The sequence below is a fragment of the Parahaliea mediterranea genome (genome assembly GCF_003402235.1).
GTDB lineage: Bacteria > Pseudomonadota > Gammaproteobacteria > Pseudomonadales > Halieaceae > Parahaliea > Parahaliea mediterranea.
On record NZ_QEWO01000004.1, the window covers coordinates 202,575 to 222,363 of the forward strand.

12 protein-coding genes are annotated in these 19,789 nt (G+C 61.6%); 8 read left to right on the top strand and 4 right to left on the bottom strand.

Annotated features, from left to right (window positions below):
- Window positions 1-69: 69 nt before the first annotated feature.
- From DDZ17_RS13260 to DDZ17_RS13270, 3 genes are read right to left on the bottom strand one after another with little or no spacing between them, the layout of a single operon-like run.
- Window positions 70-2,934 carry an insulinase family protein gene (locus DDZ17_RS13260; RefSeq protein ID WP_116367440.1) on the bottom strand — a complete coding sequence of 955 codons (2,865 nt, stop codon included), beginning with the start codon at window positions 2,932-2,934 and terminating at the stop codon, window positions 70-72.
- Window positions 2,935-2,937: 3 nt separating this feature from the next.
- Window positions 2,938-4,020, bottom strand: a complete 1,083-nt coding sequence (locus DDZ17_RS13265; protein ID WP_116367441.1) for an AI-2E family transporter — start codon at window positions 4,018-4,020, stop codon at window positions 2,938-2,940.
- A 4-nt stretch (window positions 4,021-4,024) separates the two neighbouring features.
- On the bottom strand, window positions 4,025-4,258 hold the full coding sequence (locus DDZ17_RS13270; protein ID WP_116367442.1) for a sulfurtransferase TusA family protein: 234 nt from the start codon (window positions 4,256-4,258) through the stop codon (window positions 4,025-4,027).
- A gap of 169 nt (window positions 4,259-4,427) precedes the next feature.
- Here DDZ17_RS13270 and DDZ17_RS13275 point away from each other — a divergent pair, with 169 nt between their 5' ends.
- A complete protein-coding gene (locus DDZ17_RS13275) occupies window positions 4,428-5,921 on the top strand; it encodes a M48 family metalloprotease (protein WP_116367443.1) in 1,494 nt (497 codons plus the stop codon).
- A gap of 44 nt (window positions 5,922-5,965) precedes the next feature.
- On the opposite strand, the gene nadA is transcribed toward DDZ17_RS13275, so the two are convergent.
- The gene (nadA, locus tag DDZ17_RS13280) at window positions 5,966-7,039 is read right to left on the bottom strand and encodes a quinolinate synthase NadA (RefSeq protein WP_116367444.1); all 1,074 of its coding nucleotides are present in this window, start codon (window positions 7,037-7,039) and stop codon (window positions 5,966-5,968) included.
- Between the two features lie 162 nt (window positions 7,040-7,201).
- On the opposite strand from nadA, the gene DDZ17_RS13285 reads away from it, so the two are divergent.
- The 7 genes from DDZ17_RS13285 to DDZ17_RS13315 all read left to right on the top strand — a co-directional run bounded on the left by DDZ17_RS13285 (window position 7,202) and on the right by DDZ17_RS13315 (window position 19,777).
- The gene (locus DDZ17_RS13285) at window positions 7,202-7,702 is read left to right on the top strand and encodes a nitroreductase family deazaflavin-dependent oxidoreductase (RefSeq protein WP_116367445.1); all 501 of its coding nucleotides are present in this window, start codon (window positions 7,202-7,204) and stop codon (window positions 7,700-7,702) included.
- A gap of 103 nt (window positions 7,703-7,805) precedes the next feature.
- Entirely contained in the window at window positions 7,806-8,195 is a 390-nt protein-coding gene (locus DDZ17_RS13290; RefSeq protein WP_116367446.1) for a DUF6746 family protein, read from the top strand.
- A gap of 150 nt (window positions 8,196-8,345) precedes the next feature.
- Complete coding sequence (locus DDZ17_RS13295; protein WP_116367447.1) at window positions 8,346-10,052, top strand: putative bifunctional diguanylate cyclase/phosphodiesterase; 1,707 nt, start codon at window positions 8,346-8,348, stop codon at window positions 10,050-10,052.
- Window positions 10,053-10,131: 79 nt separating this feature from the next.
- Window positions 10,132-11,937 (top strand): two-component system response regulator, encoded by a 1,806-nt coding sequence (locus tag DDZ17_RS13300; RefSeq protein WP_116367448.1) that lies wholly within the window; start codon window positions 10,132-10,134, stop codon window positions 11,935-11,937.
- Window positions 11,938-11,951: 14 nt separating this feature from the next.
- On the top strand, window positions 11,952-13,931 hold the full coding sequence (locus tag DDZ17_RS13305) for a S8 family peptidase (RefSeq protein WP_241505885.1): 1,980 nt from the start codon (window positions 11,952-11,954) through the stop codon (window positions 13,929-13,931).
- A gap of 423 nt (window positions 13,932-14,354) precedes the next feature.
- A complete protein-coding gene (locus DDZ17_RS13310; protein WP_116367450.1) occupies window positions 14,355-15,119 on the top strand; it encodes a hypothetical protein in 765 nt (254 codons plus the stop codon).
- 188 nt (window positions 15,120-15,307) lie between these two features.
- A complete protein-coding gene (locus DDZ17_RS13315; protein ID WP_116367451.1) occupies window positions 15,308-19,777 on the top strand; it encodes a hybrid sensor histidine kinase/response regulator in 4,470 nt (1,489 codons plus the stop codon).
- Window positions 19,778-19,789: the final 12 nt, after the last annotated feature.

Sequence of the window (19,789 nt, forward strand, 5' to 3'; positions counted from 1 at the left end):
AAAGCCCCGCGCTGCGGGGCAACGCGGGGCTTTTCGCCATTTTTGCTGTAGTAAATTTACATAAGCGCCCTACTCGATCACGTAGGCCGCATGCCCGTCCTTAATGGCCGCAGGGTGCTGGAAAACCCTGTCCGCGCCAGCCGGCAGTTTGCCCCAGCGGCCTGGCGCCACAGCCTGCAGGGAGCGGTTGTGGTGCTGGAACTCGCGCTGGTAATAGGCCTGCCAGCCCGCCAAATCCAGCGCCTGCACCGCGCTGGCCAGCTGGCTGCGGCCATCAAAGGCGTACTGCTTTTTGGCAATGGACTGCCAGAAAAACTCCGCCCGCTCCCAAAGGTTCTTGTCTGGCTTGGTGATTTCGTGAACCAGGGCTGCCTGGTGACGCGCGAACTGCTCCGGCGTCACCGCCTCCGGCACCGCTGCCATAAAGGCCGCCATGGCCGCCGCCACATCGGGCGCCGAGGCGCTGGGCGACTGGATCAGCAACACCAGCCCGGGTACGTCCAACTGCGCCCAGGGCAGGGCCGCCACCACGTAACCCAGCTGCTGCTCGGTGCGCAGCTGCTGGAAGAAGCCGGACTTGATGATCTGGCCGGTGAGGGCCGTGGCGGCCCGGTCGGGCCAGGTTGCCCCGGCACCCTGCAGGTACCAGGCAATCACCGCATCGTCATGGGGCACATCGGCGGCCAGTTGCAGGGCCTCACCGGCGGCCAGTTTGAGCACTTTGAGGGGCGGCAGTGCCGGCGCCGGGCCTTGCGGCAACAGGGCCGCCAGCTGCGCCACCACGGTGTCGCCCTGGGCCGGCAGGTAGTTGCCGTACATGAGAGTTTCGGCGCTGGCCCCGCGCCAGAAGGCCTCGGCATAGGCCTGCACATCTGCCAGTGTCATGCCCTGCAGGGCGGCGATCAGGTCCTGCTCGCCCCACTCGCCATACAGCAGCGCCTCGCGCAGGTCGTCAATCACCTGGTTCGAAGGTCGCTTGGCCACGGTGTTCTGCAGGCCGCGAATCATATCGGCGCGAATATTGGCAAACCGTGCCGCATCGAATTGGGGCTTCTGCAGGGTGTCCAGCAGGCGCGCCAGCAGCAGCGACTGTTTGTCGGTATAGCCGCTGATGCGCAGGCTGATGCCCTGGGCATGCTTGTACAGGTCGAAGTTGAGCCCCGCCAGCAGGGCCGGGTAGGTAAATTCGTTCACCGCATCGCGCAGCAGGGCGGTGTAGAGTACCGCACCGGCGGTTTGCCGGGCACTCTGGCCCACCTCAGGGGAGCGGAAGTTGATGTAGATGCCCCCCTTGGGCAGCCGGAACTGTGCATCCTGCAGGAACCACAGCGTCTGGCGGCCCTGCTCAAGCACCCGCTGGGGCACGTCCGGCACCGGCTCCTGCAGCGCAACCAGTTCCACGTCTTCGGCGATGAATTCATTGGGCGCCGGCAGGTGCAGGTTCGGCTCGGCCTGCGGGCTGAGCCAGCCGGCCCGGGCGGCGGCGTTCACATGCCGCCTGGCATAAGGTACCTCGTAGTGGCTGGAGACCTGATCCGTCTGCACGCCCTCATCGGTGAGTGTCACCAGGGCGTTTTCCGGGGTGACCGAGGCCAGCAGCTCGCCCAGCAGGGCGGGCTGGTAGTCGCGCATCAGGTAAGGGCCCTGCAGCACATCCTCCGGCTTGAAGTAGTGCATGCCGCTGGCCAGGCTGCTCACGTAGTTGATCGGCTCCGGGTCTTCCTTGAAGCGAAAGCGCAGGGCCGCCAGTTGCGCCTGTTCATCGTACAGCCTTTGCTGCGGCCCCTGCTCGCGCAGCATGTCGAGGTAGGCAAAGAGGATTTGCAGCACGCGCTGGTACTGGGCAACGCCGCGCTCGGTCAGGTTCACGTTGACGCTGAACAGGGCGCCGCCACGCCAGCCAAGGCCCGAGCCGGCCGACAGGCTTTCCGCCAGGCCCTCTGCCTTGAGCTGCGACAGCACGCTGCCCTCCCCTTCGTGCCCCACCAGGTTGCCGAGGTAGGACAGGGGCTGCACTTCGTAATCGCTGCGGTAGTCCGCCACCGGGAAGGACACATCCAGCTGGCGCAGGGTGGCCTGCGGCTTCACGGTCACCAGCATCGGCAGCTGCTCGGCGGTAAACAGTGGCGCATCAATGGCCGGCGGCTGGTAGTCGCGATTGGGCACCGGCGAGAACATGGGTGTGACCAGCGCCTCAAGTTCGTCGAGGGATTCCCTGCCCAGCACCACCAGGCGCATGGCATTGGCCGAATAATGCTGGTGGTAGAAGGCCAGCAGTTCGTCGCGGATGCTGGCGCCGGGGCGATCCGCCAGGCTGTCCAGGCTGCCCACGGCAAACTGGCTGAAGGGGTGCGCCGGGTTCATGACTTCCTGCAATACGTCCAGGCCGCGCCGGGGGTCGCTCTTCAGCCCCATCTGGTACTCGGCCTCAACCGCGTTCTTCTCCCTGTCCACATACTCGGCATCAAAGCGCGGCGCAATGAAGAACTGGGCAAAGCGGTCCAGCGCCTGGGGCAGGTAGGCGGCATTGATGTCGAAGAAGTAATTGGTGTGCTCGAAGCTGGTGTAGGCGTTGCGGGAACCGCCGTGCTCGGTCACAAACTCCTCGTACTCCGCCGGGTCGGGGTACTTGTCGGTGCCCAGGAACAGCATGTGCTCCAGAAAGTGCGCCAGGCCGCCGCGGCCAGCGGGGTTGTCACCGCTGCCGACCTCGACATCCAGGGCGGCGGCCGCCTTGGGGGTGTTCGGGTCCGACACCAGCAGCACCTGCAGGCCGTTGTCCAGCGTCAGCAGGCGGTAGGCATGCTTGTCGTTGGGGCTCTTGGCCGGGGTGATCGCTGCACTGGGCGCGGGGCCGGTGGCGCAGGCCGCCAGCAGCAGGGAACACACAAGCAACAGGGACAGCAGGCCCCGCCAGAGGATTTTCACCGGCATGTTTTACTCCGTGGTTTGTTGAAGGGGCGGCGCATCGTCCGCGCGGGTGGGCCAGGCATGGATAATGGCCTTGATGAGGGTGGCCAGGGGAATGGCGAAGAAGACCCCCCACAGCCCCCAGATGCCACCGAAGAACAGCACCGCAATGATGATGGCCACCGGGTGCAGGTTGACGGCCTCTGAAAACAGCAGCGGCACCAGCACATTGCCATCGAGCGCCTGAATCACAAAATAGGCCAGCACCAGGTAATAGAAGTCGTTGCCAAAGCCCCACTGGAAGTAGGCCACCATAACAACCGGCAGCGTCACCAGGGCCGCGCCGATGTAGGGAATAATGACCGACAGCCCCACCAGCAAGCCCAGCAGGGCCGAATAGCGCAGCCCCATCCAGGCAAAGCAGATGTAGCTGGTGGCGCCCACGATGAGGATTTCCAGCACCTTGCCGCGGGCGTAGTTGGCCACCTGGGTATTCATTTCACTCCAGATCCGCCGCAGCAGGGGGCGCTCCTGCGGCAGGAAGCTGCCACACCAGGCCAGCAACTGCTGGCGATCCTTGAGAAAGAAGAACACCAGGATGGGGATGAGGATCATATACACCAGCACCGTGAGAATGCCCGGAATGCTGGCCAGCGAACGGGTCACCAGGGCCTGGCCGAATTCGGCGATTTCCGCCTGGGCCACCCCCACCACCTGATTGAGCTGGGCCTGGCTGAAAAATTCCGGATAGCGCGCCGGCAGCACCCCCAGCAGCTGCCGGCCCTGGTCGAGCATGCGCGGCATTTCGCCGGCCAGCGCCAGCATCTGGCGCCAGGCCATCGGCAACAGGCCGAGGAAGAACCCGAAGAAGGCCCCCACAAACACCAGAAAGGCCACGCTCACCCCCACCCACTGGGGCAGGCCGTGGCGCTGCAACTGGGCCGCCAGGCCCTGCATAAGATAGGCCAGCACAATGGCCGCCAGCACCGGCGCCAGAATGTCGCCCATGGTCATCAGCAGCACCACCGACAGGGTCAGCAGCACCAGCAGCAGGACGGACTCCTCCTCGAACAGGTAGCGGCGGTACCACTTGCGGAAAATCTCCAACATCGAATCAGGCCTTCTGCAGCAGGTGAATGTAGAGACCGTCGCGATCCTCGGATTGCAGCAGATGATGGCCAGACTGGCGGGAGAAGGCTTCAAAGTCGCGCAAGGATCCCTGGTCTGTCGACAGCACGCGCAGCTGCTCGCCGCTGGCCAGGGCATTCAGTGCCCGCTTGGCCATCAGCAGCGGCATGGGGCACTGCAGGCCAGTGGCGTCCACTTCCTGCACTTCGCTTTGAGACATCCAGGGGCTTCCAGTTATTCGGGCGCGCCCAGTATAGCCATTCGCCCCTGCACACCCAACAGAGCCTGAACTTTTTGCCGCCCGGCGACTCACAATCAACAGCTGCGCGGCCCTGGCTGCGTATCCCCGTGCCCGGTGCATGGCGTACAATGCCCAACGACCTGAACCCATGGGACTGACTTCTCACGTGCTGTTTCGCGGTAACCCTGCCCGCCTTCTCGCCCGACGCCTCGGCCCCGCGCTGCTGGCCGGGGCGGTGTGCCTGCCGGCGCTGGGCCAGGGTACAGAAAACCTGAAGCTGCCCAACCTGGGCGAGGCCAGCACCAGCCTGTTCTCCGCCGAGTACGAACACCAGCTTGGCCGCACCTGGCTGCGTATTTTCCGCAGCCAGGTGCCCACCATGAACGACCCGCTGCTGTTCGAGTACCTGGAAAACCTCATCTATGAACTGGTCACCCACAGCGAGCTGAAGGACCGCCGCATCGAACTGGTGGTGGTGGACGACCCCAACATCAACGCCTTTGCCGTGCCCGGCGGCGTGATCGGGGTGAACAACGGCCTGCTGCTGTACGCCCAGAGCGAAGACGAACTGGCCACCGTACTGGCCCACGAGATTGCCCACCTCAGCCAGCGCCACTTCTCGCGCCGGGTGGAGTTTGCCCAGAACCAACAGCCCCTGAACCTGGCCGCCATGCTGGCCGGCTTTGTGCTGCTGGCGGCGGGCGGCGGCGACGCCGGCATGGCGGCCCTGTCGGCAGCCCAGGCCGCGGCCCAGGATTCCGCCCTGCGCTACAGCCGCAGCAACGAGGCAGAAGCAGACCGGGTGGGCATGCAGACCCTGGCGGCGGCGGGCTTTGACCCCCACGCGGCGCCAGCCATGTTTGAGCGCATGCTGCAGGCCACCCGCTATGCCGGCGGCAACCGGGTGCCGGAATTTTTGCGCACCCACCCCCTCAGCGAAAACCGCATTGCCGACACCCGCAACCGCGCGCGCCAGTACCCCGAACAGGCCGCCGAGGTGAACCTGGACTACCAGCTGATGCGGGCGCGCGTCACCAATCAACTGGCAGACACCCCGGAAGAAGCAGTGCAGAAGTTTCGCAGCGAACTGGATGGCACCAGCCGCTCCCACGAGGCGGCCCAGTACGGTCTGGTGCTGGCCCTGACCGATGCCGGGCGTATTGACGAAGCCGCCCTGCAGCTGGATGGCATCTGGTCCAGCAACCCGAGCCGCCTGGAATATATTATTGCCGACGCGGAAATCGACATTGCCCGCAACGAGCCGGGCAAAGCGGCCGAGAAGCTGGCCCAGCGACTGAAGCGCTCACCGGGCAACCACCCCCTGACCATGACCTACGCCAAGGCACTGATGCGCAACCAGCAGGCTCATGTGGCGGAAGAAGTGCTGGTTGAGCAGAGCAAGCGCAAGGCCAACGACCCGGGCCTGTGGTATCTGCTGGCCGAGGTGCAGGGGCTGTCCGGGAATATCGTCGGGCTGCACCAGTCCAGAGCCGAGTACTTCATCCTGAACGGCATTCTGGACGAGGCGGAAAAGCAGCTGAACTACGCCCTGAAACTGGCCACCAAGGACTACCCCACCACCGCCAAAATCCAGCAGCGCCTGCGGGATGTGGCCGAGCTGCGCCAGCAGATGGAAGGCTAAACGGGTTTAGGGGCAGGGCCGCGGCGCGGCAGCCCGGTCAATCCTCAGGCGTTACCCTTGACCTGCAGTTTGAGATCCGCGGCGAAGTCCAGCATGCGCCGCAGCGGCACCATGGCCTGCTCCCCCACCGCAGGGTCAACGAAAATTTCATTGTCAGTGCGATCGAACACGCCGGCCAGGCTTTCCAGTTCGTTCATGGCCATCCACGGGCAGTTGGCGCAGCTGCGGCAGGTCGCCCCGTTGCCGGCGGTGGGGGCAATGATGAACTCCTTGCCCGGCGCCAGCTGCTGCAGTTTGTAGAAGATGCCCTGGTCCGTGGCCACGATGAATCGCTCGTTGTCCATTTCCTGGGCGGCACGAATGATCTGGGTGGTGGAACCCACGCGGTCGGCCAGCTCCAGCACCGAGGCCGGCGACTCCGGGTGCACCAGCACCGCCGCGTCCGGGTAGACCTTTTTCAGGTCGGCGATGCCCCGGGCCTTGAACTCTTCGTGCACAATGCAGGCGCCGTCCCACATCAGGATATCGGCACCACTTTCACGGCGCACGTAGTCGCCCAGGTGGCGGTCGGGGGCCCAGATGATTTTCTCGCCCTTGGCGGCCAGGTGCTCGGCCACATCCAGGGCAATGCTGGAGGTGACCACCCAGTCGGCCCGCGCCTTTACTGCCGCCGAGGTATTCGCGTAAACCACCACCGTGCGATCCGGGTGCTGGTCGCAGAAGGCGGAGAACTCATCGATCGGGCAGCCAAGGTCCAGGGAGCAGGTGGCTTCCAGGGTCGGCATCAGCACCCGCTTCTGGGGCGTCAGAATTTTCGCGGTTTCGCCCATGAACTTGACCCCGGCAACCACCAGGGTGTCGGCCGGATGGTCGTGCCCGAAGCGGGCCATCTCCAGCGAATCGGATACGCAGCCGCCGGTTTCCTCCGCCAGGGCCTGGATGGCCGGCGCGGTGTAGTAATGCGCCACGATCACTGCATTCTTTTCTTTCAGACGCTGCTTGATGCGCGCCTTGAGCGCCGCCTCCTGCTGCGGCGAGAGCTGGCTGCGCTCGGCGTTATCCAGATGGTACTGCACCTGCTGGCGAATGGTTTCCAGTTTTTCGGACGCTAGACTCATGGGGGATACTGCGGGGAAAATCGCGATGGGATAATGCCCGATTCTACCACAGATTGGCGCGCTGGAAATTCTGCCGTAAAGTAGGTGGCCATCCGCGCTGGCAGGCGGCATTGCCGAACCTTCATCACCCACAGAAATAAACACACTAATAAAAAGGATGCCATGAGCCAGTTCGACTACGTGAAAACCCGCCGCGAGGACGTGCGCCCTATCTCTGACAAACAGGTGCCGCTGGTGCGCTTCTTCCTGAAATGGGCCACCCGCCTGCAGGTTGCCGGCTTTCGCGCCAGCAAGGGTCGCATCATGAACACCTTCCCCGGCGGTTTCCCGGTGTGCGTGGTGACAACCCTGGGCGCAAAGAGCCGCAAGCCCCGCCGCATTGCCCTGATCCACTTGCCCATCGGCGAGGACAAACTGCTGGTTGCCTCCCAGGGCGGCATGCCGCGCAACCCCGCCTGGTACTACAACATCCGGGCCAACCCCGAGGTGCAGATCATGGTGGACGGCGAAGAACACGCCTACCTGGCACGCCAGGTGAGCGCCGAGGAAAAGGCCGAACTGTGGCCCCACCTGTGCTCGCTCTACCCCGATTTTGACGAATACCAGGCACGCACCGACCGGGACATTCCCGTGTTTCGCTGCCGCCGCACCAACGCCGGCTGAATCGGCGATATTCACCAACCCGCTTGCAACCATTGCGCCGCTCGCCGCCCTCCCCTATCGTGCGCGGGCAACTTCCCACGCCACAGCACCCAGCGAGGACACCATGATCTGCTCACTACGCCGCGCGGCCATCGCCGCTTCCCTGTTATTCAGCATGGCCTCCAACAGCAGCCACGCAGAACAACGCTTCGATCACTTCCAGGGCGCCCCCGCCGCCTCGGTCGCCGAGGCGCTCAGCAACTTGGAGGTATACAACGAGTACCTGCAAACCCTGCTGGACAAGGACCAGCAACTCAGCGATGCCGACATGGGCAAAATTCACCAGCTCAGCTACACACTGGAAAACGCCATCCAGAAGCTGCAGGAAGAGTTGAACGGGATTGCCGCCAGCCTGGAAGAAGTTCACCTGGGCTCCGAGCAACTGCAGCGCGAGCGGGTGCTGGAAAACGGCCAGGACTACCTCAAGCGCAGCCGGGCGGTAACCGGGCGTTAGGCTGGCCCGCACAAATATTTCACAAACAAGTACTAGAATTAATTTAAGAAGCTGCGTATAACCCCATGTAATATAACAATTTAGCAGGCGCCGAATGGCGGCGCCTGAACAAGGCCGGAACAGGCCCGGGGCGACCATTCAGGGGCACAGGTGGAACAGCACACCGTTCTGATCATTTCCGATAATCCGGCGGATGGCGCCGTGCTGTCGGCCTGCCTGCGGCGCGCCCTGCCCCGCCGCTTTCACCTTGCCAGCAACGACAACCTTGAACGCCCCCTGGAAGCCCTGCTCGACCCGGCCCTGGATGCCATCATCCTCGCCGAAGGCCCGGAGTCTGAATACCTGCTGCGCCTGGCGCAAAAGCACTTTGTGCCGGCGCCCATCATCCTTCTGCTGGACGAGGTTGACGAGCACACCGCCACCCGCCTGAAAGAGTTTGGCGCCCAGGACTACCTGCTGCGCGGCCAGTTGCAGGATGCCCTGGTGCACCGGGTGCTGGACTACAGCATCCAGCTGAAGCAGGCGCGCCTGACCATTGAGCAACTGTCCAACCGGGACAGCCTCACCGGCGCCCTCAACCGGGCCGGCTTTCGTGCCCACCTGGAGCGCGCCGTGGAACGCTCCAGCCGCTACAACTTCACCACCGCCCTCCTCTATATCAACATCGATCGCTTCGCCAACATCAACGACCACTACGGCGAAAGCAACGGCGACGCGCTGATCCAGACCCTGGCCCGCCGCCTCGGCAACAAGCTGCGCAACACCGACAGCCTGGCGCGGTTGGGCGGCGACGAGTTTGCCATCGTGCTGGAGGATGTTGGATCCGCCGCGGATGTGGAACTGATTGTGGGCAAGATGCTGACCTCCCTGTCGGCACCGGTGGTGATCAATGACCAGCAGGTCTCCATTGATTGCAGCATCGGCGCCGCCCTGTTCCCGGACGACGGCGCCGACATCGCCGACCTGATCGACGCCGCCCGCAACGCCATGCAGCAGGCCAAATCGGTGCAGGGCAGCAAGTACATACGCTTCAGCAGCCAGATTCTGTTCGATGTCACCGGCAGCAACACCCTGGCCGCCGAGTTGCGCACCGCGGTGCGCAAAAACCAGTTTGAGCTGCACTACCAACCGCGGGTCGACCTGCAAACGGGACTGCTGGTGGGGCTGGAAGCCCTGCTGCGCTGGAACCATCCGGAACGCGGCCTGATCTGCCCCGGCGAGTTCATTAAGGAATGCGAAGACATGGGACTGATGAGCACCATCGGTTACCAGGTCATCCAGCACGCCTGCCACGCCCTGAACTGGCTGCAGGACCAGGGCCTTGAACACGTGGACGTGGCGGTCAACGTGTCCTTCAGCCAGATGCAGGACGAACGCTTTGTAGGCGTTGTTAAGGACATTCTGCAGCGCACCGACACCGACCCCAACAACCTCGAATTTGAGCTGACCGAAAGCACCATTCTGAAAAGCCCCGGTGCCATTAAAACGCGCATGGACGAGCTGCGCCTGCTGGGGATTTCCTTCTCGCTGGATGATTTTGGCACCGGCTTTTCGCAGCTGTCGCACCTGACGGAACTGCCCATCTCCGCACTGAAAATAGACGGCGCGTTTGTGCGCGAGCTGCCGCACAACCCACAGCAGGTTGCCGTCAGCAGCATGATCATTGAAATGGCCCAGCGCCTTGGCATGAAGGTGATTGCCGAGGGCGCCGAAACCTATGAGCAGGTGAGCTTCCTGCGCGCGCAGGCCTGCCACCAGGTGCAGGGTTTTTACTACAGCCCGGCAATTCCCCTGCAGCAGCTGCCCCGCTTCGTGCAGGAGCAGCGATTCAAACGCCGTGAACGCATCCCGTCCTGAGCCGCCCTCCGTTGCGCTGGGTTTAGCCCGGCGTAAGTGGTAGCCTAACTGCGAAGCGAAAAGGCGCGTTCCAGCACTCATGTCATCCAGCACCCCTTCCAGGCTCCGCGCAAAGGTCCTTGTCAGCGACGACGACATCAACGTGCGCCTGCTTACCCGACAGTGCCTGGAAGCCGAGGGCATGGCGGTGGTGGAAGCCAGCAACGGCCCGGAAACCATCGACGTGTTTGTGCGCGAACGGCCAGACCTTGTTTTCCTGGATGTGGAAATGCCCGGCATGAGCGGACTGGAAGTGTGCAAGCGCATCCGGCAGATGCCCCAGGGCGAATCCATCCCTATCATGATTGTGACCGGCTCCGACGATCGCCAGTCCATCGACCAGGGTTTTGAGGCAGGCGCCACCCAGTACAAGACGAAGCCGGTGAACTGGTCGCTGCTGGGGCGCGATGTGCAGTACATGCTACGCGCCAGCAACGCCTTTAACGCGCTGAAACGACAGGAAGACCGCCTGCGCTACCTGGCCTACTACGACCCACTCACCAGCCTGCCCAACCGGCGCAGTTTCAATGAACAGCTCAACCGTATTCTCAAGCGCAGCCAGCGCCGCGGTTCCAACGCCGCGCTGATGTTCATCGACCTCGACCACTTCAAACGCATCAATGACTCCATTGGCCACGGCCGCGGTGATCGCCTGCTGGTGGAAATTGCCAAGCGCTTGAGCAGTGAGTTACGCGAGGACGACGCCATCAACTACATCGCCGAGAATCACAACGGCGAAGCGATGGATGCCGCCACCGAAATTGCCCGCCTGGGTGGAGACGAGTTTACCGTTGTGCTCTCCGACGTACCGGACACCAGCCATGTGGAGAGCGTGGCTAAGCGTATTCTACGCAGCCTGTCAGAACCCATCGCACTGCAGTCGCACAACCCGGTAGTGACCCCGAGTATCGGCATTGCCCTCTACCCGCAGGACGGCACCGACCCCGACAGCCTGGTGCGCAATGCAGACACGGCCATGTATGCCGCCAAGGCCGAGGGGCGCGCCTGCTACCGCTTTTACAACGAAGACATGAACGCCAAGGCGGTCGAGCAACTCAAGATGGAAGAAGAGTTGCGCCACGCCATGGGCAACCAGGAACTGGAGCTGCGCTACCAACCACAAATCGCCACCGACAGCGGCAGTGTTGTAGGGCTGGAAGCACTGCTGCGCTGGAAGCACCCGGTGCGCGGGATGGTGCCGCCCAGCGAGTTCATCCCGGTGGCAGAGCGCACCGGGATGATCATTGAGCTTGGCGAATGGGTCATTGAAGAAGTCGCCCGCCACTGTGCCTACTGGGATACCCTGAAACTGCCGGAATTCCGGGTGAGCGTGAACATCTCCTCCATCCAGTTCAACCAGCGCGACCTGGCCACACGGGTGTCACACATCCTCGCCGCCTCGGGTCTTAGCGCTTCGCGCCTGGAGTTGGAGCTCACCGAGAGCGCCATCATGACGGACGCACCAACCAACATCGCCAAATTGCGCGAACTGAAGGCACTGGGGCTTGCGTTGGCGGTTGACGACTTCGGCACGGGTTATTCCTCCCTGAGCTACCTGAAGCGCTTCCCCATCGACACACTCAAAATCGACCAGAGCTTTATCACTGACCTCGGCAGTCCTGATGGCGCAGCCATTGTCGATGCCATACTCGCCCTGTCCAGCTCCCTCAAGCTGCAGGTGATTGCCGAAGGTATCGAGACTGAAGACCAGCTTGGCTACCTGCTGCGGCGCAACTGCCATTTGCTCCAGGGCTACTACTTTTCGCGCCCGATTTACCCGGAAGATGTTCCCACCTTGCTCAAGCAGGACTTCGGCCCGGTACTGCAACGACTCGCCAGCGCCTAGCCGCGGATCAGATGATGCCACGCTTGCTCTACGGCCTTGCCGGCGCAACCTTGACGCTGCTGTCACTGGCACTGGCACTGCCGCCAGCGACTGCCCGGGCGCAGGCCGACGATACCCCCCTGATGCGGGTGATGCTGCAGGGAGAGTCCGCCAGCCAGCTCAGTGCCTTGGTCAAGCAGCGCGGTGGCATCGTCACCCACGAGCTGCACATCATCAACGCCGTTGGCGCCAGGGTCACCCGCCAACAGCTTGACGGCATCCTGCAGTCACCCCTGGTGTCGCGCCATATTGACGATTTGTCCATCCGGCCCGAGGAAGAGACCGAGGAGCAGTGCAACGTCGGCGCCGGCCTGGAACTGGAAATCGGCCCCGATGCCCTGCGTTGGCCGCTGTATAACAAAGGCTCGGCGCCGGTCAGCCTGAACCAACTGGCCCTGGCCTGGCCAGCGCAGATGGGCGAGTTGCAGGGCCTGTACTACAACGGCGCCCCCCTGGCCTATAAAAAAGCCAGCGGTGGCGATAGCATGGAACTCAGCCTGGACGCCACTGCAACCCGGCTGGCGCCGGGCGACAGCGCCCTGCTGGCCCTGCGCTTTGACGGCAGCAGTGCCTCCGTCAGCCAGCAGGATATCGACCTCACCGCCCGCTTTGCCGAGGGTTGCAACACCGAGCTGATTCCCGGCTATGCCCACTACGGGAACGATACCTATTACCCCAGCGTGGTGGGCGCCTCCGCCCTGCACCGGCTCGGCATTACCGGCCAGGGCGTGACCGTTGCAGTGCTGGACTCCGGGCTGTGGGAGCACGTCTCACTCAGCCACGACACCCGGGGCCGCTACCGGGTGAAGGGCCGTTACGATGCCATTGCCGACCGGCAGGGCCAGGAGGTTTTCGACGAGAGCGGCCACGGCACACACATGACCAGCGTACTCGCCCACAGCGGCCCCGTGCTTGCCAAGGGGCAGCCCGACGGCAGCTTTATGGGCATAGCGCCGGATGTCGACATTGTGTCGGTGAAGGCCTTCAATCGGTCGGGGCAAGGTGATTTTCTCGACATCGTTCGCGGCATACAGTGGATTGTGGACCAGCGCGAGGCACTGAATATCCGGGTGCTGAACCTGTCCTTCGCCGCCCGGCCGCGCTGGCCCTACTGGCTCGACCCGATTGACCAGGCGGTGATGCGCGCCTGGCAGGCGGGCATCACCGTGGTTGCCGCCGCCGGCAACGACGGACCGGAGCCCATGACCATCGGCTCCCCGGGCAACCTGCCCTACATTATCACCGTGGGCGCCGTGACCGATTCCTGGACGCCGGATGATCGCAACGACGACTACATCCCAGACTTTTCCTCCCTGGGGCCCACCCCAAGCGCCCACATCAAACCCGACATTGTGGCCCCCGGCGGCCATATCGCCGGCATTACCCGACCGGGCTCCACCCTGACCATTGAACACCCCGACTACCTGCTGAGCAGCGGCGAATTTGTCATGACCGGCACCTCCCAGGCCAGCGCCCTGGTCAGCGGCATTGTGGCCCTTCTGCTGCAGCTAGAGCCGGATTTGAGCCCCGACGACATCAAGTGCAAGCTGACCTCCAGCGCCGAGCCCGCCATCAACCGCGACGGGCGCTTTGCCTACAGTCCCTTCCAGCAGGGATACGGCTACATCAATGCCAGCCGGGCCGTTACCCTGGGCAAGCGTGGCTGCGGCAACGTCGGCCTGGACCTGGCCCAGGACATCGACAACCAGCAGCACTACGAAGGGCCCGCCATCATCAACGATAGCGGCGTGGCCACCCTGCCTGGCCTTGAGGCCCTGTACAGCGGCGAGGCTACAGAAAAAGGCATGAGCGACAACCGCCGCTGGGGGGTAAAAGCCCATATCGAGCGCGCCGGTGGCCCCGCCGACGGCCAGTCCCCGATTGACTGGCCCAGCATGTACGAGGAAGAACGGACCGCCATCCAGCGCCTGTCCCGCCCCCCAGGTACCCTCTAGGGGCGCCGGGGGCCGGGGGCCGGGGGCCGGTAAAAAAACCAAAAAAATAGCGCAATCAGGCGCACTCCATATTTTCTTTTATTTTCAATAGCTTAAACACAGAACCTGGCCGCACAACCTGCCGGAGCCGTCCTGTGCCGCCAGGCCTAACCCAAAATGGGCATATACAGTCCTTCTACACCCCAACACCAATCCGTATAACAAAGTCAAACAGCGAAACAAAAGGCTGTGAACCGCATCTCAGGGACGGATGCAAAGTAGAGACACGGGTCACAGAATGGCCTGTCAGGATGGTTTGCAAGACAACTCAAGTATTGGTGGGGCAGCACAATGAAAACTTCTTCTCTGGTGAAATCTGTACGTCTGGCTGTCGGCGCATTGTTCTGCGCGACTTCTTTTCAAGCGCTGTCTGCAAGCCCCGTTTTGCAGGGCGAAGCAACCTCCAGTGCTGCTGCCACGCAGGTTCACCAGGTAACACACAGCCTGGCAGCCAACGCGACTTACACCTCCAACGCGGGTTACAAGTGGGGTCGCACCGCCGATGCAAAGCCAGCCATTGCCCACTGGGCACGCCAGTCCGCCTCCCGCGGTGAAAGCTACAAGTGGGGCCAGGACGGCCAGTCCGATCAGCTGGGCTATGCCAACACTGAATCCACCGCTTACACTTGGGGCACCGAGAACTTCGCCAAGCAGTCTGGCTACAAGTGGCGCATCAATTCCTTCGCCGACCAGGCCGGTTACAAGTGGCGCATCAACTCCTTCGCCGACCAGGCCGGCTACAAGTGGCGCATCAATTCCTTCGCTGACCAGGCCGGCTACAAGTGGCGCATCAACTCCTTCGCTGACCAGGCTGGCTACAAGTGGCGCATCAACTCCTTCGCTGACCAGGCCGGTTACAAGTGGCGCATCAATTCCTTCGCTGACCAGGCTGGCTACAAGTGGCGCATCAACTCCTTCGCTGACCAGGCCGGTTACAAGTGGCGCATCAATTCCTTCGCTGACCAGGCCGGCTACAAGTGGCGCATCAACTCCTTCGCTGACCAGGCCGGTTACAAGTGGCGCATCAACTCCTTCGCCGAGCAGGCTGGTTACAAGTGGCGCATCAACTCCTTCGCCGAGCAGGCTGGTTACAAGTGGCGCATCAACTCCTTCGCCGAGCAGGCTGGTTACAAGTGGCGCATCAACTAAGCGGTGGACGGTAGGGCCCTGCCCGGCCTTACCCGACGCCTTAGCGAAAAGCCCGTCCAACAGGACGGGCTTTTTGCGTTTAGAAGCCCCAGTCATTTCAACGGCCTGGTCGGCCCACATAAAGTAGTTTCAACAAATCCAATCCATTAGACTCGTCCAGTCTGGTCTACCGTATTGGAACGCAGGAAATGAACTATCTGCTGACACTGCTGTGTCTACTGCTGTGCAGCGCCCGCGTCGGCGCTTCAGCGGCTGAGGCAGATGTCACCATCAGTTTTCATCCTGCCGTGTTTGCCAATGACCTGACGCAGAAGACCGTCAGCCAGATTTTCCAGGACTCCACCGGCGCCATCTGGTTTGCATCACTAGAAGGCCTCAATCGCTACAACGGGCACGAACTGGAAAACTTCCGGTACTCGCCCGGCAGCCCGGACAGCCTGAGTTCCGACCATGTTACCGGCATCACCGAAGACAAAAACGGCACGATATGGATCTCTACGGTCGGCGGCGGCCTAAACCGCTTTGACCCCGCGAAGAACACGTTTTCTGCTCAGTACCTGGATCGTAACAACCCGGATGGACTGCTTTCCAATGATGTCAATACGGTCTTCACCGACAGCGCCGGCCAGATCTGGCTCGGCCATGCCAATGCGTTTTCCTCCCTCGACCCGCAGACCGGCAAGTTCAGTCACTACACCCTGAACGACAAACTATCTGCCCCCTTCGGTGACATCATCAGTTTTTCCCAGTCTGCCGACGGCAGAATCTGGATTGCCGCCACCGATGCCGGCATTCTGGTTCTCGACCCAAAATCTCGGACGATCACACCAATACAGCGCGATGCGACGGGGCGTTTCCCCCCAACCGAGAATATCATCGACACAGCCATCGACAGTCGCAACCGGCTCTGGATTGCGAGCACCACCAACGGGGTCGGGTTCCTGGACCTGAATACCGGCCAACGCCGCCACTTCCAGTACCAGGCGTCGAACGTTAACTCGCTTCCCTCCAACGCGGCGTTCAAAATATTCGAGGATCAGAACGGCTATATCTGGATAGGCACCCAGGAAGGGCTTTGCTACTTCAGCGACCGCAGCGACAGCTTCACCCGGATCAACACCAACAACGCCAACCTGCCCAGCGACCCTATCTACAGTATTTTCCAATCAGCGGAAGGGCAGTACTGGATAGGCACCTACGATGGCCTGGCCACCGGAACCCGGCTTATCTTCCCCACCTACAACGAGGCCAACACCAACCTCTCCAGCGACTCGGTCAATACCTTCGCCGAAACCGGCGATGGCAGCTTCTGGGTGGGCACCGACAACGGCCTCAACCGCCTTCGCCCGGATCACCAGAACTTCGAGTGGATCAACCAGTACACCTTCCCCAGCATCTCCAGCGGCAAGGTCATGAGCCTGCTTGGCGAGGACGACGCCATCTGGGTAGGCACCTTCGATGAGGGCTTGAACCGCATTGACCTCAACAACAACCAGGTTGAGGTGTTCAGAAAATCCGCCAGCGGCAACAACACCATTCCCGCCAACGGCATCACCTCGATTATCCGCGGCAGCGACCAGCGGATATACATCGGCACCTTTGGCGGCGGGCTGAGTGTCTACAACGAAGCCCAGAAAACCTTCACCAACTACCAGCACAACCCGGCAGACAGAAATAGCCTGAGCAGCAACAAGGTCATTGCGGTCTACCAGGATTCCCTGGGCTACGTTTGGGTGGGCACCGAGAACGGGCTCAACGGGTTCGACCCGAAAACCGGGCAGTTCGTCCGCCTGTTCTCGGAGCGCGGCAATCCCGACAGCCTTTCCAATGACATGGTCTGGGCCTTCTATGAAGACCCAAGAGGCAACCTGTGGCTTGGCACCAACGGCGGCGGCCTGAATCGCTGGAGCCGGCAAGACAGGCAGGCCATGAACAATCACTTCGACAAATACACCAACAACTCGGGCCTGCCCAGTTCTCATATCTACGGCATACAGCCGAGCCAGGACGGCGGTATCTGGCTGTCGCACAACAACGGCGCCAGCCTGCTCAACCCGAACTCTGGCCAGGCGCGCCATTTTGGCATCCGCGATGGCCTGCAGGATCGGGAATTCAACCTGGGCGCCTCGTACCGCGCCAGTGACGGCAGTGTGTACTTTGGGGGCAACCGCGGCTACAACCTGATCAACAGCGAAAACTACACCCATGAAACCACACCGCCCAAGGTCAGCATTTCCGAAATACGGATAATGAACCAGCGGGCGGTGTTCGATGAGCCTTACAACAGCCTGGACCAGGTCAATCTGGGCTATCGGGACATCATGGTCTCCTTTGAGTTTTTTGCCGCCCATTACACCAACCCCGGGCTTATCAAATACGCCTACAAACTTGACGGCATTAACACCGACTGGGTGATCTCGGAGTCATCGCGCATTGCAACCTTCACCACCCTGCCGGCAGGGGAGTACACCTTGCGACTGGCCGCGGCCACCCCCAGCGGCGTGTGGAACTGGGACGCGGTGCAATTGCCCATCAGCGTATCGCCTCCCCCCTGGCTGAGCAGGCCCGCGTACGTTCTCTACACCCTGATTGGCCTGGTGCTGCTTTGGATTCCGTTCTACCGCAACAAGCGGCAGGCCATGCTGTCCAGGAACCGTCAGATCGAGCTTGAAGCGAAAGTCGCCGAGCGAACCCAGGATCTGGAAGAGGCGAGAAAAATCGCCGAGCGCGCCAACAAAGCGAAATCCGAATTTCTTGCCACCATCAGCCATGAAATCAGGACCCCGCTGCACGGCATGATTGGCATGACCGACCTGCTGTTGCACACCAAACTCAGCTCCCAGCAGCGAAAGTTTGCCGACGCAGCGCGCAACAGCGGCGAGTCCCTACTGAACCTCATCAATGAAATTCTGGATTTCTCGAAAATCGAAGCCAAGAAGATCGTCCTGGAAAGCACTGCCTTTGACCTGCCCAAACTCGTGGAAGACGTGTGCTTTCTCCAGGCAAGCATGGCGAAGCGCAAGCAGATTGATCTGCTGCCCATCATCAACTTGCCGTACCAGGTTGAGTGCCTGGGCGATCCAACCAAAATCCGCCAGATACTGACCAACCTGGTCAACAATGCCATAAAGTTCACCCACGAAGGCTATATCCGCATTGAGGTCTCATTCAGCGCCGCAGCCGGGCAAGCTCCAGATATTGCTACCTTCAACATAAAGGACACGGGTATCGGCATGGATGCCAACACGCTGGCAAAAATTTTCGATCCCTTTACCCAGGCCGATGCCAGTACAACGAGAGAATACGGCGGTACCGGCCTTGGTCTGACGATATGCCAGCAGTACATCGACCTGATGGGTGGCGACATTGCGATCCAGTCAGCGCTGGGAGAAGGGACTGACATCCAATTCTCCATCCCGCTGGAGGTTACAAAGACGGGTGACTTTGCAGGGCACACTGCATTTTCTTCCGCCCTTGTGGTGTGTGCCAATGATAATCGCCAGCGTATGGTGTGTACTCAACTTGAACGGCTTGCCATACGCCCCGTGAGCGCCCCCACACTCGACCACTCCACGCTGTCCCACACTGGCGGGCAGTTGGTGATGGTTGATCCGTCGGCATCTGCACTTGATCACAACGCACTGAACACCCTGCAATCGATGTCGAATGTGATTCTTATCGCCTCTGAGGAAGCCCTTGATGAGTCGTTGCACCAATGCGCGTTCCCGCTATTGGAACCGCCCATTACCTTGGACAATTTATTGCGCGCAGTGGAAGAGGTCAGTGGTGCAGACAGTACCCGCACCGGGCCTTCCGCGATTGCCAAATCGCATCACTCGGCAAGAATACTGGTTGCAGAAGATGTAGAAACCAACCAGAGGATTGTCCGTGAGATGCTGGAGTTGCTCGGCCATGAAGTGGTCATTGCAGAAAACGGTGAGAAAGCCGTTGCAGCGTTTCGCGCGCAGAAAATTGACCTGGTGTTTATGGATTGCCAGATGCCGGTGATGGACGGCTTCAGAGCTTCGAAGGCTATCCGCGAATATGAAGAAGACCAGAGCCTTGAAAAAACGCCTATTATTGCCCTCTCGGCCGGCGCTTCTGGCAACGACAAGGCCCTGGCCCGGCAGGCCGGTATGGACCACTACCTCTCCAAGCCCTACACCTTTGACGATTTGTCCGAATCCATCGAGGCCTATTGCCATACCTACCACGGCAACGCCGTTGCCCTGGGGCCTCGCCGGATCATTACCGACCCGGCACAGGGGGCCGATGCGGCACCGGAGGACAGCTCCAACCTGGTGATAGGGTCGGCCATCGACAACATTCGCTCGCTGGAAACACAAACGGGCCGCGACATATTGCCGGTGGTGTTCGATGGCTATAGCCGCCAATTCGAGGAAAAACTCATTGAGCTGCGCAGCGCCAATGAACAGGGCGCGATGACGCAGATCTATCAGGCGTCCCATGCCATCAAATCGATGAGCGCCAATATCGGCGCCGCCATGGTCAGGAAGATCGCCGGCGAGATCGAGGAAAAATCCAAGGCCAACAGCGCTTACGATTACGCCTACTCGATCGATAACCTGGAGGATGCCCACTACGAATTCAGCCAGTTCTTCCGGCAACAATTCCTGAAAAACACAGGAACCGACTAGACAACCAAGAAT